Here is a 15,940-nt window from a genome sequence, read left to right as displayed (position 1 = left end):
ATCAAATTTTACTGCCTTGAATGTTCAAGCTTATTTTGTAATCGATGTTGTTCAGAGATATGTTTCTGTTGGCCCAATCGTCAAACTTGCAAAATTCGTCTTCATTGTAGTCCCAAAGCTTTACTTCATTAAAGCCATTTTTTGCGAAAAGATGTTTGAGGTATTTCTCGTTAAAGGCGGCGTAATGAAAATTATATTTATAATCTTGGCCACCTAATAGTGGCGGTAATATTTGAGTAATGTCCTGATAGTTATCATTATACATCTCAATCATCGTGTCAAAGTTAGGAACCGATACTCTTAAAATTCCCTTTGGTTTTAAAACTCTATGCCATTCTTTTAGCACATTGTCAAGTATTTGATAGGAGATATGTTCCAGGCAATGGGATACATAAATCAAATCGGCATAGTTATCTGGGAACATCGGCAGTTTTTCCACGTTGCTTAAGTAGTGGATATGCCCATCTGGCCTTAGATCCACATTAATCATTTTAGGATGATTGATACTCCCGCATCCCAAATGAATATATTTGCCCTCAACTTGGGGAAGACGGGGCCTGTTGGTTATCCACTTTGCTTTTTTATACATATTTAAGCCTGAGAAGGCCATTTTGTACAATAGTTTGTTCCCTTTTACTAAGGATTTAATTTTCTGTTTCATTTCTCTCTAATTTGTACAGTAACCTACAAGGCACACCGGCATATACTGCATTTTTTTCCAAGTTCTTGTTTACCACACTACCCGCACCTACAATCACATTGTCGCCAATTTCGACCCCGGGAAAGATTACTACATGGGCGCCAATCCAAACATTATTTCCAATTTTAACAGGAGCGTGTATATTTTCAGAATTGAATAAGATATTTTTAGGATTGTGGGTGGTAGAGGTAATAGCGCAATGAGAAGCAATCATACAATTATTGCCTATTTCTACCCCGCCAGCGCCCCATATATGTACAAATGCCGCAAAAGAAACATGATTACCGATGCTGATGTTTTCCGGGTTGGCATGGCAATACGGTTGTTGGAAATAAACATTGCTTCCCACTTTTTTGTAAGATGCTAATCGTTCCCTTTGCTCATAGCCTTCAATAGCAAGCTTTATTCTCGAAAGGCATTTAAGAAATTTATCTTTTAAAAATCCCATGTTGGCTTTTCATATATTAAACCCAATCTGTTATCAAACTGGCCGCCATTGTAGAAATTGTTCTCTACAACAAATGAAGTATTGGTCGAAGACCAATCTATGAAATTTCTGAATTCATCAAAAATGCCACCGCTAATGCTGTACTTACCTGGCTTTAGCTTGTTGTCAAAGGTAACTTTGACTGAGCTGGCCTGCTGGGCAAGGCTTTTCACGTATTGATTTGTATCTCGTTGAAAAATTGTTAAAATTTCTTGCCCAAGCTCATTATAAATTATGATAAAAAATTCAATGGTCTTATCTTCATTTATATTTGATTTGAAATCTATGCTGATTTCCAAGGTTTCAAATATATTGACTTGGGCCTCAGTAGCTTGATTAACGTGTACACCAATAATTTGGATTTCCTGTGAACCTTTCAAATGCTTTATTTCTGAAGCAACCTTACTGTTGGACGAAATATATTGACTGATCGCGGCATTAATGTCTCCATTAAAACTTAGCTGCCCATTTGATAAAAGAAATCCGTTATTACAAAGTTCCCTTACACTAGCCATATTATGGCTTACAAAGAGTACCGTGCGGCCTTCTCCCTTGCTTACCTCGCCCATTTTTCCGAGACATTTTTTTTGAAACTCGGCATCACCTACAGCTAGTACCTCATCTACAATAAGGATTTCGCTTTCTAAGTGTGCCGCTACGGCAAAGGCCAGGCGTACATACATGCCACTGGAATATCGTTTAACAGGTGTATCAATGTAGCGTTCTACTCCCGCAAAGGCTACAATTTCATCAAACTTGCGGGTAATTTCCTTTTTGCGCATGCCCAAAATGGCCCCGTTAAGATAAATATTTTCGCGGCCAGTTAACTCAGGATGAAAGCCGGTACCTACTTCCAATAAAGATGCAATGCGGCCTTTTCCAATGATACGCCCCGAAGTAGGAGAGGTTACCCGGCTCAAAACCTTTAACAACGTACTTTTGCCTGCGCCATTACGACCAATAATGCCAACGGCATCACCTTGTTCAATTTCGAAGTTGATATCCTTTAGGCTCCAAACAATATCGGAATTTCCACGACTGGTGCGGTCATTGGTTTCGCCAATACGTAAAAATGGGTCTTCTTTGCCTCGTATTCGAGCATACCAACGCTCCAAATCACGGCTGATGGTACCTGTGCCAATTTCGCCTAATTGATAAGCTTTGGATAGGTTTTCGGCTTTAATGGCTATGTTAGACATCTGTAATAAGATAATTTAAATCAAGTTTTCGCTGCTCCTGATAATGCCTGAAAAGCCCTGCTTTTAAAGCTGCGGATTTTCTGTTGAGCTGATGAGCAATTTTCTGGAGCTTTAGCCAAATTCTGGTAGTTGATCCTAGCGGCCTGTTCATCGAAAGATAACGAGGTAAAAGCTCTGCGTGCTGGCTTTTGATGATCTTTAAGCGTTCCTGCTTGCAGGATAGGTAGTCTGTAGAAAGCCCGTTAAGCACATAGTTGCTTAAAATCAGCTGGTCGATATGCTGGAAATGATAGTTTTTTTTGATGGCTTTCAGGAAGAACGACCAATCAGACACCAAACGGTAGTTTTCCTCATAGCGGCCTATTTCATCAAATAACTGTTTGCGGATTACCGTACATTGATGACACAGGCCTGCGTGTAGGAAATAATCTACATTTAACTGTTTGGGATATCCGTAAGTGTAGGCCTTTTCCTGTTCCTCGTCTACAAAAAGTACGCTGGAATAGTAAATATCCTTGTTGCTATCTATTTCCAGGGAGCCCAAAAGCTGGGAAATCACCAGATGATGATTAAGGGTATCGCCACTATTTAAGAACAATATAAATTTGCCTTTTGCAAGGCTGATGCCTTTGTTCATGGCATGGTAAACACCATGATCTTTTTCGGAGATAAAGGCGCTGATGTGCTTTTGATATCGATGTATTAAAGGCACACTTTGGTCGGTAGAACCTCCATCAATCACCAGGTATTCAAACTGGGCATTTTTTTGTGCGGCCACGCTGGCAATGGTTGCTTCCAAGCCTTTGGCGTTGTTTAAGTTAATGGTGATGATCGTGAGCAGCATTAAACGGTATCTACAAAGTTTTTTTCTACCTTGTTAAAGATCACAATTCCAAGCATTAAAATCCCCAAGGTAACTGCGGTGGTATAGCCCAGGGCCTCCCAGCTGAAAGTTCCGTTGCCCAAAAAACCATACCTGAAGGTTTCAATGAGTGGTGTCATGGGGTTATAGGCTACAATCCAGCCTAAGGGTTTTTTTGCAATGGTACTTAAAGGGTAGATTACCGTAGTGGCATACATGAGCAACTGTACCCCGAAAGTGACCAAAAATGCCAGATCCCGGTATTTGGTGGTCATTGCTGAAATGAGCATACCCAAGCCCAAGCCCAATAAGGCCATTAGCACAACAACCAATGGAAACAACAAAATAGCCCAGGTAATTCCAAAATCGGCTTTTGCGATAAAGTAATAGTAGGCCATAACCATTAAAAACAGCAGGAACTGTACGCCAAACCTTACCAAATTGCTCACCACAATACTTAGCGGCATAATTAAGCGGGGGAAGTATACTTTACCGAAAATATTGGCGTTGTCTTTAAACACGGTAGAAGTTTTGGTTAGGCAATCGGCGAAATAGTTCCAGGCGGTAATGCCGGCCATATAAAATAGCGGCTGAGGCAGGCCATCAGTACTTATTTTTGCCATCTGGCCAAACACAAAGGTGAAAATAATGGTGGTAAATATTGGCTGTATGAAGAACCAAAGCGGTCCCAAAATGGTTTGCTTATAAAAGGATACAAAATCTCTGCGTACCAAAAGCCAAAGCAGGTCCCTATAGGCCCAAGTGTCTTTTAACTTGAGGTCAAATAGGGAGTTCCGAGGTTCTATACTCCAGTGGTGTTGTTGATGGTTCATGTGATCAGGCGAACAAACTAATTAGTAGCTAATTCGTTAAGGGGTTGTTTAGTAATTCTTTTACCTTGCTAAGGTAGCTGTTAAAACCAAAGTGTTGTACAGTGGTTTGCTGTTGTGTTTTGGGCTGATGGTTTTTATTGGCCAGCGCTTTTTGGATGGCCGTGAGAATTTCGGCTTCTTCACTGGGGTTAATCAATTGGCCCAGCTTTCCATTAAGCAGCGCATCGGTACTGCCATCAAGGTTGCCGCCTATAACTTTGCACCCGTGTGCGGCGGCTTCAATAAATACAATGCCAAACCCCTCGCCCTTACTGGGCATGATGAACAAATCGCTCAGTAAAAAGTGTGGTGTTAATTCTTCTTCCGACAGGTAGCCAATCATTTTGACTTCGTTAACCAGGTTGTTGGCTTCAATGAGCTTGGTTAGCCGTATGCGCTCGGTTTCATCGGCCTTGCCGGCCAAAATATAAGTGAAAGCCTGGTGCTGTTGTTGTTTGAGTTTACCGAGTGCGGTAATCACGCGATCGTAGCCCTTGTATTTTTCGGAGGCGGATAAACGGTTTAGGGTAAATATTACTGGAACTTGGCTGTTAATTTCATATTTATCCAGCAGATAGGCGGGTTTTTCAAAATTTTGGGGAAGTTTAAGAAATGGCGACAGGCAATTGTTTAGTACCATAATTTGCTGCGGAGCAATGTGGTGCTGCATGATCATTTTTTCCCTTGTGAAGTTGCTTACAGCCCAAATTTGAACTTTTTTGCGGAGAAATTTGGTTTTCCATGCCGGCAGCTCGTCCCAAACTTCGATACCGTGGGCAAACATAACCACCTTTTGCCTGGGTTTAACAGCGGTAATTAACCTGGCTACCGGCAACAGGTTAAGGTGCGATAGAATAATTGTCCTGCTACGAAGCCCCTTCAAAAAACTGGCAATCACAAAAGCGAATTTGGCACCTTTAAAGGTGCGGTATTTCTCCGGAGCAATGTAGCGGTTGTCCGTATCCTTGTGGTCATCGTACATAGAATAGCTAGACCAAGTGGAATCTGGAAACAATTTGCCAAGTGCATAAATGAATTTTCTGCTCACTTTTTCTACCCCGCCAGTTAAACTGAAGGCGTACAGGTTCAGAAAAAGTATTTCGTTAGGCTTTTTTGGCATGATGAAATACTTGGTAAACGGCAAAAAGTTTTGACCAATGGAGCTTGTTACGCTTAAATTGTTTTAGCAAAGCCAATGCCTGGTCATTTTGTTGGTAATGCGCCTGGTTTTGCATGGGCTGGTAGCTTTTAAACCAATGCTGGAAAGGAAAGGTAAAGCCCTTTTTCGGTCGGTTCCAAATGGCCTCGGGCAAAAGGGTACGGTAGGCGCTGATTAATAGCGATTTTGGTTGTGCCGTGAACCTGGTATGTTTGGGCAAAGCAAGTGTGGCGGCAACCAAGTCCTGATCCAGAAAAGGAACACGAACTTCTATGCCGTGGGCCATGCTCATATAGTCGGTGTCTTTGAGCAATTGGTTCTGCATGTAAATATTGGTTTCGAACCAGGAAATCCTGTCTTCGGCACTTAATTTTTCAACCTCCTTGCCTAAAGGATAACTGGCCAGCAATTCCTCTATTTTATTTTCAGGTACCTGAAGCAGCTTGCCCACTACATTTGGCGTATAAAAACCTCTTAAAAACAAGTATTCCCCAATGGGATTTTTATAGGCTAAAAAGCTGATGCGTTTAAGCTTGTCTGAGGGGAGATATTTGGCCCCTTTGAGTAAAAATCGTGGTGCTTTCTTTAATTTACGGATCAATTGGTGCCTTTTAAACGATGGGTAGCCCCCAAAAAGTTCATCGGCACCGATGCCGGAAAGCACTGCCTTTAGGCCGTTTTCCTGAGCCACTTTGTTTACAAACCATGAGTTTACCCCATCGTTAGAAGGTTGGTCCATATCGGCAAAAATTTGCTCCATATTTGTTTCGAAATCATGGGACGTTACCGTATAGCTGATATGTTTGCTGCTGATTTGTTTAGCAATGATTTTTTGATATTGCTGTTCAGAAAACTCTTGCTCGTTAAAATTGATGCTTACTGTATTAACGGTTTGCGGTGTTTGTTCGTTGGCAATCAGGCTCAATAAGCTGCTATCAATGCCGCCGCTTAAAAACACCCCGATAGGTGCGTCGGCAATGAGGTGCCTTTTCACCGCTTGGTCCAGCTTAGTTTTGGTTAGGCTTTGGGCCTGCAAAGTGGTTGTTTCCTGCTCTGGTGGATAGTTGTCGGCAAATTTGCCGATGGTAAAGTGCTGCTGTTGGTGGTCCCAGGTTAAAAAATGCCCCTTGGGTAAATTGTAAACTCCCTCAAGTGTGGTATATGGTTCGGGAATGAAACCAAACGAGAGGAAATAAACGGGCCAATCTGAGTTATCTTTCCAATGTGTGTTAAATGCCTTAAAAGCTTTCACTTCTGAGGCAAAATAAAGCTCCTTTTCTTTGGTAGCGTAATACAGCGGCTTAATGCCTTGTTCATCTCTTACCAAAAACGTTTGCTTTGTTTTTTGGTCTAGCAGGGCAAAGGCAAACATGCCTCGTAGCTTCTTAAAAAATCCTGTTCCATATGCCTGATATCCGGCTAGTATCACCTCTGTATCAGTTCCGCTGTTAAAGATGAAACCTTTGGCCATCAGGTCTTCTTTCAGTGCGGGGTAGTTATAGATTTCGCCATTGAAGGTGATCCATAACTCGTTTTGATAGGGCATTGGCTGTTTGCCATTTTCGCTCAAATCAATTAAGGAAAGCCTACGGTGGCCAAAGGCCAGGTTCAGATGGGGAAGTAGGAGATATCCTTTGCCATCAGGACCGCCCTTGTGCATGGCATCGCACATGCGCTGTATGCCCATTTCTGTTTCCTTGGTGTTTAGCTTTTGGCTAATAATTCCTGCTATACGGCACATTTATTTTTAAATGCGTTAGTGATGTTTTTCTCCTTTTTGCTCACAGCTTCGCCCTTTCAGTCCCATTTACGGCACCTAGCGAGTTGAAATTCTTCTTAACAGCTATATGATCAAGCTATCATCAAACTAGCCTGTATGGGCTAATTTTTCCATCATTTATTTTAAAGGCTCTATGTAGGCCATAGAAGTTTTTACCTCTAGGGCATAGCCCAAGTTTTCCAGTTTCAGCACCAAGCTTTTTTTATTTGCAATGGATACAAGCTCGGCAATCATTCCTTTAAATGGCCCTGCATTTACCAACACCTTTTCGCCCGGCCTGATTTCATGTTCAATCAGTTGAAGATCTTCGCCAGAAGTTAGGAGCAGTTTCAGATCTTCCATCTGTTTATCGGGCATTATCGCAATTTTTCCCGAAAAATAGAGGAATCGGCTAATGCCTTGGGTCATCAGCACTTCAGCATGTTCTTTGTTGGATATACGAACAAATACGTAGGATTTGAACAGGGGTTCTTCTACTAATTTTTTCCTGTCACTCCACTGGCGCCACTCTTTCTTTAAAGGTAAATAAGCTTCAATACCTTTTTTTTGTAGTTCTTGATAAGCCTTTTTCTCCGCCCTAGAATTCGTATACACCGGATACCATCTGTACAAATTGTCGATCATCGTTTATTTTCTTTTCCAAAATTCCCACCATTTTTTCGTTGGGCCATCACTATAGTAGCCACCGCCATATCCGGTACTCGAATAGTCTGAATAATAGTAGTAACTCGCATAGTAGCTGCCCGAATAATTGGTGGTGTAGTACCTGCTGTGCAGGATGTCGTTGTCGAAAGCGTTGAGTATGATTGCGATATTAGATAAGTTGAACTCTTTGGAAAGCCGCTCGGGAACAGAGGCCGCCTGGTAGCGGGAAACCCCTGAACGGATTACGAACAGGTTTACATCAGCCATCCTGATCAAAGGTATAGCATCGGAAACTAGGCCCACAGGCGCCGAATCAACGATTACGAAATCATAAGATTGGGTAAGTAGTTCCAAAAGTGCCTTCATTTTATCTGAATACAATAACTCTGATGGGTTGGGAGGTACTGGACCTGCTGGGATAAAGGTAAGGTTTTCTACTTCTGTATCAAAAGTGATTTCAGCCAGTTCTGCCTGATTGGACAAATAGGAACTCAGGCCTTTTAAATTACTTGTTTTAAAGGTATGGTGCAGCTTTGAGCGCCTTAAGTCAGCAGCAATCACAATTACTTTTTTTTCTATCAAGCTCAATGTACTGGCCAAATTTACCGTGGTAAACGATTTGCCCTCCCCTGAAATCTCCGAAGTGATGCAAACTATTTTGCTCTGTTTTTCGGCAGCCAAGAAACTTAAGTTGGTTCTTACCGACCTTACCGATTCGGCAAACAGCGATTTTGGGTTTTTAATGGATAAAATTTGGCGGTTGTCTTCATCTATCGCATCCTGGTACCTCCTAATTACGCCAATAATGGGAATGGTGGTCAGGTTTTCAATAGTTTCTTTGTCATAAATATATGGATTGAGCATCCTTACCAAAAAAATCAGTCCAATACCAACGATAAATCCGATGACCAGGGCCGTGATATAGGTTTTTTTGTGTACCGGGGCTATAGAATTGGTGTTGTACAGGGCATAGTCAACAATGGTGGCCCCAGGGGTAATGGCCGCTTTGCTGATTTGCGCTTCCAATTTTTTTTCAGATAGATAACTATATACTTTTTGGTTGATGGTAAAGTTCGACTGTAGGTTGATGAGGTCCCGTTCGGCCTTTGGAATGGAATTGAAGGTTTGCTTGATCGAAGCGATCTGCTGATCTAAAAAGGAGATGGTTTTGTTGTTCTTTTGCCTTTGGCTGTTTGCATTGCTAACAAATGCCGCTTTGATGTCCAAAATCTGCTTGTCTATTTGCTGAACAGCATCTGAACTGGCTTTGTACGTTACCAGGGTTTCTTCTCTTTTTAAAAGCAGGTTGTTGTACTGCGATAAAAGCGAGGCCAACATTGGATCGGTAATACCTTGCAGGTTATAGTTAATGGCATTGAGGTTTTTATTGCCTACAATTTCCTTTTCCAGTTGGTTGATGAAGATGCCCTGTAAATTGAGGGTGTTTTTTTCTGTTTCCAGATCGGTAAGTTTCTTCATCACATCCTGGCCTGCGGCCGATATGTCCAATACTTTGTTGCTTACCTTAAACTGCTCCAGTTCCGATCCAGATGATTTTACCACTTTCGACAAGTTTTGTTGCAGCGTATCAATAAATTTGATTGTTTGCGTGGCAGAAATGGTCTTTTGGTTGCGGTCGTAGTTTACATACGAACGTAGCACCGCATTTAAGATATCAGTAGCAAAATAGGGGTTGATGTCTGTTTGAGATAGCGAAAGAATATTGGTGCCTTTCGTTTCGCTCATGTTTAATCCAGAAATAATACGGCCCAAAAAGCTGCTTTTGGAGTTAAATCTGAAGCAGTATATGGGATTGTTTGATTTGCTGAAAGCACTGTTGTTGATCTTGAATTTGATGCCTGGTGCAGTAATGATCTGTCCGTTTTGGAAAGTTTTGACAATTTCCTGCCCATTTTCCAGGTAGCTCAATTTAAATGAACCGGCATTTTGAGCTTCATATTCAAAAAGTGCATGGGTAAACCTCGTTGAATCCTGTTCGATGATTGCAATATCCAAGGGTTTCTGTGGGTAAACGTCAGAAGTTCTTACCCGGCCTTTGAGGTAAAATGATATTTTATAATCTAGGTCGTTTACTGCATTCAGCAACACTTCCCTTGAACGGATCACAAATTGCTCCGACTGCATTTTATTGGTACGGTCGTAGGCACTTCTAACATTAAGCAGTTCCGAAATTTCAGATTTCTTTTCCTCGAATTTTAAAGAAGCGCTGGTACTGAACGTTTCAGGTGTGTACCATAAATAAATGTAGGCTGCAATTAATGATATGATCACTGTGCTGGCCACCCAATACCATCGGCTGAGTACAATTTTTACTATTTTAACATAGTCTATATCTTGCTGCACATTTGCGCTCCCCGCGACTTGTTGTTCCATTATTTAGTAATACTGTAGATTAACAATAGAGAATTTACGATGATAAAGCCCAATTGGATAAAGGTGGAGTAGGCCTGGAAGTTTTGGCTGTTTGCGGCCGCACGGCGAGGCTCAATATAAATGACATCTTTAGCCTGAAGTTTCAGCTTTGGATCTTTCAAAAAGTTATAGTCGTTTAAATTAACCATGATGATCTCTGGATTAGCCCTGTTGCCCCTAAAAATGCGCAACATTTTATTGTTGGCATTGGGCGTTAAGCCACCGGCATCAGCCAAAAGATCAATAAGCTGGTAGTCCTCACGTTCTATCACATATTTGCCCTGTTTGCTTACTTCGCCCAGTAGCACAATATAGGCATTGGCAATGCGCACGTCAATCAATGGTGCATTCAGTTCCTTGGCCTCGTACGCCTGTTGGATGGCTTGGGCCGCTTGGCTGCGGTTTAGCCCCGCAACTTTGATAGCGCCTATTTTTGGAAGCACCACTTCGCCGTTGGCATCTACCTTAAAAGTTGTATAGGTTTGCGCAAGGTTATTGCTTAAGCCTTCCGGAGGCCTCACAATTAGTGCCATATCTTGTACGTTTCTAATGGCAAGCTCATCTTCTGGTTTAATGAGGTTATAGTAGTCAGGAGCTTCTGAATTGCCATTAATGATCCTAACGGTTTTTACCGTATCTGCATCGTAGGGTGTTTTTAGCAAAGCTTGACGGCTTTTGAAAGAGCAAGAGCTTAAAAAAAAGACGGCAAAACCAATAAATATGAGAGTTGTTGTTAAGGGTAATCTGTTGTAGTTCATTAGTTTGAATGAAGGTGCAAATTACAACTTTTTGTTGTTAGTCAAGTTAAAATTGAAAAAAATAACAAACGAGATTTTCAAAATACATGGTTCTAGGTATTGCTTTTTTATGTCCTTAGTTTATGTTTAAAAATATTGGCCTTATGCCAAAATAGGCTTTGGCTTATTTGGTTTGATATAAAGGCTGTACGGTAAATGCCAGGCATCATTTGTTTGGGAAAAATACTTGGCTTACTTTTGGGCAATAAAATAGCATTTCATTGAAAATAACCATCGTTACAGTAGTTTACAACGGGCAACAACATCTTGCAGATTGTATCGAATCGGTACTGGCGCAAACTTACCCCCATATTGAATATATACTTATTGATGGAAATTCCACGGATCGTACCTATCAGATTGCGCAACAATATCAGGATCGCTTATCGGTTTTGCTTTCTGAACCAGATAAGGGAATGTACGACGCCCTAAATAAAGGAATAGCCCTGGCAACGGGAAATGTTATCGGTATTTTGAATGCCGATGATATGCTGGCCGATAGCACGGTAATTGCCGAAGTGGCCAAAAAATTCGAAGCCACAAAAGCAGAGGCTCTTTATGGAGATTTAAACTACGTAGCTCCTGATAATATTGCCCGTATTTTACGCAAATGGCGCTCTTCTAAAGCCAAGCCCACTGATTTGGCACTGGGATGGATGCCGGCTCACCCAACGTTTTATGTAAAAGCTGAACTTTTCAAAAGATTAGGTAGCTATCAGTTAAATTACGGCTCTGCGGCCGATTATGAGCTGATGCTGAGGTTCCTGTACAAACATCGGATCTCAACAGTTCATTTGCCGATGCTCATGGTGAATATGCGTAACGGAGGCATGAGCAATCAATCTATAAGGCACCGCTATGCGGCAATGCAAAATGATTATGCAGCCTTAAGGCACAACCAGGTTCCCCTGCCCCTGCTGACCCTGCTGTTAAAAAAACTTCGGAAAATAAAACAATTCTTCTAGTTAAATACCTATAAATATGGATGGTTTTTCTCACCTATTTGTTGTTGTTTTGAAAAAATACAACTTATTTGTTTAAATAATTCATAAATTTGACTGTCAATCATTTAAGAAAGACATGCCCAAACAACTATTTGCAGAATATCCACTGATATTCTATATTTCCATCGTGTGTCTAGCGTTTTCGCTGGTAAGGTTTGCTATACCCTCTATTATCCATGTGGCCAACAAACATAAGCTGTTTGACAATGTGGACTTATATAGAAAAGAGCACAAAGACGGTATTTCTAGGTTGGGCGGTATTGGCCTCTTTTGTGGCTTTACCATAACGGTGCTGTTATTTGCCACCACGGTTCATTACGAGCAGGCCAATTTTTTAATTGCTTCAAGTATATTTTTATTTGCACTGGGCATCAAGGATGATATTTATGGCGTAAGCCCTTCCACCAAATTTGCGTTGCAAATTTTGGTGTCGCTAATTTTGGTAACCCTTGGAGATTTCAAGCTATCTAGCCTTTATGGCGTATTTAATGTTTGGGACGTGCATCCTGTTGCGGGGGGCATTTTTTCTATCGCCCTCATTATTTTTATCAATAACGCATTTAATTTGATAGATGGGGTAGATGGTTTGGCCGGAACGGTAGGGGCCATCGTGAGCTTGTGCTTTGGAGTGTTCTTTGCATTGGGCAACGATATGGCTTATGCTTTTATTGCCTTTTCGATGTTGGGTTCAATTTTGGGCTTCCTGGTTTTTAATTTCCCGCCTGCAAAAATTTTCATGGGCGATACCGGTTCCCTGATCATCGGCTTGGTTTCGGTAGTGCTGGCCATTAAGTTTATCGAAATTAATAAGGTGGGCGCCATGCCCGAACCCTATTTTTACTCTGCCCCCTCCATTGCAGTGGCGGTGCTCATCATTCCCGTATTTGATTCCTTAAGAATATTTTTCATCAGGGTTGTCAATAGAAAATCTCCTTTTAAAGGCGATAGAAACCATATCCACCATCGCTTACTGCGTTTGGGGCTAAATGCTAAACAGATCTTGATCGTTACCGTTTCTTTTAATCTGGGGATGATTTTTTTAACCGTTATGTTGCAGGATCTGGGCAATTTTGTGCTTATTTTCCTGCAAATTGGGCTTTGCATGGTTTTCAATACCATGCTCACTTACATGAAAGGAAGAAAAAGCACAAAAAGCTACTCCATCAAGGATGTTTTTTTAAAGGATACTTTAAAGGTGTCATAGTTTCATCTTTATTTGAAAAATTAGATTTTCTTTCTGTAGATATTGGCTAGATTTGCGGCGTGGAATCGCGTTGATTTCACGTAAATCAATACCAAATGAAGATTGCCATCAATGGCTTTGGACGAATTGGAAGGATGTTCCTGCGTACAGCGCTTCAACGAAATTTCGACGTCATTGCCATCAACGATTTAACCACGCCAGCCACCTTGGCACACCTGTTCAAGTACGATTCTGTGCATGGGGTTTATCCGGGCAGCATTCAGGTAGAGGGGCAATATCTGGTGGTAGATGATAAACACATCAAGATTCTTTCAAGTTCGCAGCCCGAAACATTGCCTTGGAACGATTTGGCAATAGACTTGGTGGTAGAGTCTACAGGGAAATTTGCGAATAAAACAGCGGCCGAAAAGCATCTTCGAGCCGGGGCCAAACAGGTGTTGGTGTCGGCCCCAGTAGCAGATAAGGAAGTGCCCATGGTAGTGATGGGCGTTAATGACCATAAGATCGACTTTTCATCGGCCATCCTTTCCAATGCCTCTTGCACCACCAACAACGTGGCGCCCATGGTTAAAATATTAGATGATTTTTGGGGCATCGAAGATGGTTATATTACCACCGTGCATTCTATGACCGGCGATCAGAGCCTGCACGATTCCCCACATCACGACCTGCGTAGGGCAAGGGCTGCATCTTCGTCAATTATTCCCACCACCACCGGAGCGGCCAAGGCAATTACCCATATTTTCCCGCACCTGGATGGTAAATTGGGCGGAGCGGGCATTAGGGTGCCAGTGCTTAACGGCTCGCTCACTGATTTCACCTGTATCCTAAAAAAGAAGACAACAATTGCGGACATTAATGCAGCTTTTAAGGCCGCGGCCAATGGCAAGCTGGGTAAGGTATTGCAATATACAGAAGATCCAATTGTTTCGGTCGATATCATCAACAATCCCTACTCGTGCATTTTTGATGCGCAGTTAACATCCATTGTGGGCGATTTGGTAAAAGTGGTAGGCTGGTACGATAACGAATCTGGCTACTCCAACCGTTTAGCCGACGCAGTAGAAAAAATTAAAGCACATCATGGTTAAGTTTGTTCCCCTTGAAGTGATTTTGCCCTTACGAAGCAAAATGCTCAGAAATAATGCGGAGTTAGCGGCTTGTATTTTGCCAACAGATGCCATAGCAGGTATTTTTCATTTAGCTTATGATGTTGATGAAAAGGGAATCGCAAGTATTGCCACGTTTTTCCCGCAGCCAATAGAAGGCCGGCCGGGGCTGGCATATCAGTTAAGGGGAATGGCTACGGATAGTTTGTTTTGGGGCAAGGGCTATGGGGCTGCACTGTTAAAATATGCAGTTTCATATATTAAAAACGCAAAAGCTGAGTATATTTGGTGCAATGCTCGTGCTTCTGCCGTAAATTTTTATCAAAAGCAAGGTTTTCAAATTGTTTCTGATGAATTTGAAATAGCAGGTATTGGCCCCCATTATATCATGATTTTAAACCTAATATAGAAAATGAAGACAGTAGACCAATTTAATTTTAAGGACAAAAAAGCTATCGTAAGGGTAGATTTTAACGTGCCTTTAGATGCCGATTTCAATATTACTGATGATAAAAGAATGCGAGCAGCATTGCCAACTATTCAGAAAATACTGGATGACGGTGGATCGGTAATCCTAATGTCGCACTTAGGCCGGCCAAAAGATGGACCAACCGATAAATATTCTTTAAAACATATTTTGGGAGATTTGTCTCGTATGTTAGACCTTCCAGTAAAATTTGCAGACGACTGCATTGGTGAAGATGCCGTTAATAAGGCAAAAAACTTGTTTCCTGGAGAAGTGTTATTGTTAGAAAACCTTCGTTTCTATAAAGAGGAGGAAAAAGGAGATGCAGCCTTTGCCGAGAAACTTTCGAAGTTGGCCGATGTTTATGTGAACGATGCTTTCGGGACGGCGCATAGGGCACATGCCTCAACAACCATCATTGCCCAGTTTTTTCCGGAAGCAAAATATTTCGGCTATTTAATGGCTGAAGAAATCAAAAATGCGGAAAAGGTGATCAACGGTGCCGAAAGACCATTTACCGCTATTATGGGTGGCGCTAAGGTATCAGATAAGATTTTGTTGATTGAAAATTTGTTGGAAAAGGTTGATAACCTGATTATCGGCGGTGGTATGGCCTATACTTTTGCTAAAGCTCAAGGCGGCGAAATTGGTACTTCGTTGTTAGAGGCAGACCGCATGGCTTTATGCTTGGAGCTGCTGGAAAAAGCCAAAACAAAAGGCGTGAACCTGGTTTTGCCCGTAGATACTGTAATTGCTGACAAGTTTGATAACGAAGCCCAAAAAGATCAGGTTGACAGTGGAAAAATCCCTGCAGATTGGATGGGCTTAGATATTGGTTCAAAAACAGTAACCTTGTTTACAGACATCATTAAAAATTCAAAAACCTTACTTTGGAATGGCCCAATGGGTGTTTTTGAAATGGAAAATTTTCAGCAAGGCACTAAAGCTGTTGCCGAAGCAGTGGTAGAAGCTACCAAAAATGGTGCTTTCTCGTTAATTGGAGGCGGTGATTCGGCTGCTGCAATTGCCAAATTTGGTTTAGAAGACCAAGTAAGCTATGTATCTACCGGTGGCGGCGCTTTGTTAGAGTATATGGAAGGCAAAGAGCTCCCTGGCGTAGCGGCTATTCAGAAATAATCAGACGCTAACTACTTGTATATAAGCGGCCCCAACATAAAAGTTGGGGCCGCTTTCTTTTTTTACCACCATTAAAAATGCGTTAT

General features: G+C 41.7%; 15 protein-coding genes. 5 read left to right on the top strand and 10 right to left on the bottom strand.

The features are described 5' to 3' along the window. Position 1: 1 nt before the first annotated feature. From DUT71_RS07125 to DUT71_RS07080, 10 genes are all read right to left on the bottom strand, one after another. On the bottom strand, positions 2-661 hold the full coding sequence (locus DUT71_RS07125) for a class I SAM-dependent methyltransferase (RefSeq protein ID WP_113661848.1): 660 nt from the start codon (positions 659-661) through the stop codon (positions 2-4). Continuing rightward, positions 645-1,148, bottom strand: a complete 504-nt coding sequence (locus DUT71_RS07120; protein ID WP_113661847.1) for an acyltransferase — start codon at positions 1,146-1,148, stop codon at positions 645-647. Before DUT71_RS07120 ends, DUT71_RS07125 begins: the two co-directional genes overlap by 17 nt. Further along, positions 1,136-2,386, bottom strand: a complete 1,251-nt coding sequence (locus tag DUT71_RS07115; protein WP_113661846.1) for an ABC transporter ATP-binding protein — start codon at positions 2,384-2,386, stop codon at positions 1,136-1,138. Before DUT71_RS07115 ends, DUT71_RS07120 begins: the two co-directional genes overlap by 13 nt. Beyond that, the gene (locus DUT71_RS07110; protein ID WP_113661845.1) at positions 2,379-3,230 is read right to left on the bottom strand and encodes a glycosyltransferase family 2 protein; all 852 of its coding nucleotides are present in this window, start codon (positions 3,228-3,230) and stop codon (positions 2,379-2,381) included. The genes DUT71_RS07115 and DUT71_RS07110 overlap by 8 nt, the downstream gene beginning before the upstream one ends. Then, on the bottom strand, positions 3,230-4,081 hold the full coding sequence (locus tag DUT71_RS07105) for an ABC transporter permease (protein WP_113661844.1): 852 nt from the start codon (positions 4,079-4,081) through the stop codon (positions 3,230-3,232). The genes DUT71_RS07110 and DUT71_RS07105 overlap by 1 nt, the downstream gene beginning before the upstream one ends. A 28-nt stretch (positions 4,082-4,109) precedes the next feature. Next, positions 4,110-5,240 (bottom strand): glycosyltransferase family 4 protein, encoded by a 1,131-nt coding sequence (locus DUT71_RS07100; protein WP_113661843.1) that lies wholly within the window; start codon positions 5,238-5,240, stop codon positions 4,110-4,112. Next, positions 5,224-7,020, bottom strand: a complete 1,797-nt coding sequence (gene asnB, locus DUT71_RS07095; RefSeq protein ID WP_113661842.1) for an asparagine synthase (glutamine-hydrolyzing) — start codon at positions 7,018-7,020, stop codon at positions 5,224-5,226. The genes DUT71_RS07100 and asnB overlap by 17 nt, the downstream gene beginning before the upstream one ends. Positions 7,021-7,176: 156 nt before the next feature. After that, positions 7,177-7,683 carry a UpxY family transcription antiterminator gene (locus DUT71_RS07090; protein ID WP_113661841.1) on the bottom strand — a complete coding sequence of 169 codons (507 nt, stop codon included), beginning with the start codon at positions 7,681-7,683 and terminating at the stop codon, positions 7,177-7,179. Between the two features lie 3 nt (positions 7,684-7,686). After that, the gene (locus tag DUT71_RS07085; RefSeq protein WP_113661840.1) at positions 7,687-10,098 is read right to left on the bottom strand and encodes a GumC family protein; all 2,412 of its coding nucleotides are present in this window, start codon (positions 10,096-10,098) and stop codon (positions 7,687-7,689) included. Further along, positions 10,098-10,799, bottom strand: a complete 702-nt coding sequence (locus DUT71_RS07080; RefSeq protein WP_162795964.1) for a polysaccharide biosynthesis/export family protein — start codon at positions 10,797-10,799, stop codon at positions 10,098-10,100. The genes DUT71_RS07085 and DUT71_RS07080 overlap by 1 nt, the downstream gene beginning before the upstream one ends. A gap of 356 nt (positions 10,800-11,155) precedes the next feature. Here DUT71_RS07080 and DUT71_RS07075 point away from each other — a divergent pair, with 356 nt between their 5' ends. The 5 genes from DUT71_RS07075 (at position 11,156) to DUT71_RS07055 (ending at position 15,854) form a co-directional block, all read left to right on the top strand. After that, positions 11,156-11,899 (top strand): glycosyltransferase family 2 protein, encoded by a 744-nt coding sequence (locus DUT71_RS07075; RefSeq protein ID WP_162795963.1) that lies wholly within the window; start codon positions 11,156-11,158, stop codon positions 11,897-11,899. 115 nt (positions 11,900-12,014) lie between these two features. Then, entirely contained in the window at positions 12,015-13,142 is a 1,128-nt protein-coding gene (locus tag DUT71_RS07070) for an MraY family glycosyltransferase (RefSeq protein WP_113661837.1), read from the top strand. Positions 13,143-13,237: 95 nt separating this feature from the next. Next, positions 13,238-14,233: a type I glyceraldehyde-3-phosphate dehydrogenase gene (gene gap, locus DUT71_RS07065; RefSeq protein WP_113661836.1), complete on the top strand. Its 996-nt coding sequence runs from the start codon at positions 13,238-13,240 to the stop codon at positions 14,231-14,233. Next, positions 14,226-14,660: a GNAT family N-acetyltransferase gene (locus DUT71_RS07060; RefSeq protein WP_113661835.1), complete on the top strand. Its 435-nt coding sequence runs from the start codon at positions 14,226-14,228 to the stop codon at positions 14,658-14,660. Before gap ends, DUT71_RS07060 begins: the two co-directional genes overlap by 8 nt. Before the next feature lie 3 nt (positions 14,661-14,663). Further along, a complete protein-coding gene (locus DUT71_RS07055; RefSeq protein ID WP_113661834.1) occupies positions 14,664-15,854 on the top strand; it encodes a phosphoglycerate kinase in 1,191 nt (396 codons plus the stop codon). Positions 15,855-15,940 lie beyond the last annotated feature (86 nt).

It is taken from the genome of Pedobacter nanyangensis (genome assembly GCF_003313505.1).
Taxonomy (GTDB): domain Bacteria; phylum Bacteroidota; class Bacteroidia; order Sphingobacteriales; family Sphingobacteriaceae; genus Pedobacter; species Pedobacter nanyangensis.
The sequence above is the reverse complement of the archived record's forward strand: the minus strand, read 5'-3'. Positions and strand labels throughout refer to the sequence as shown.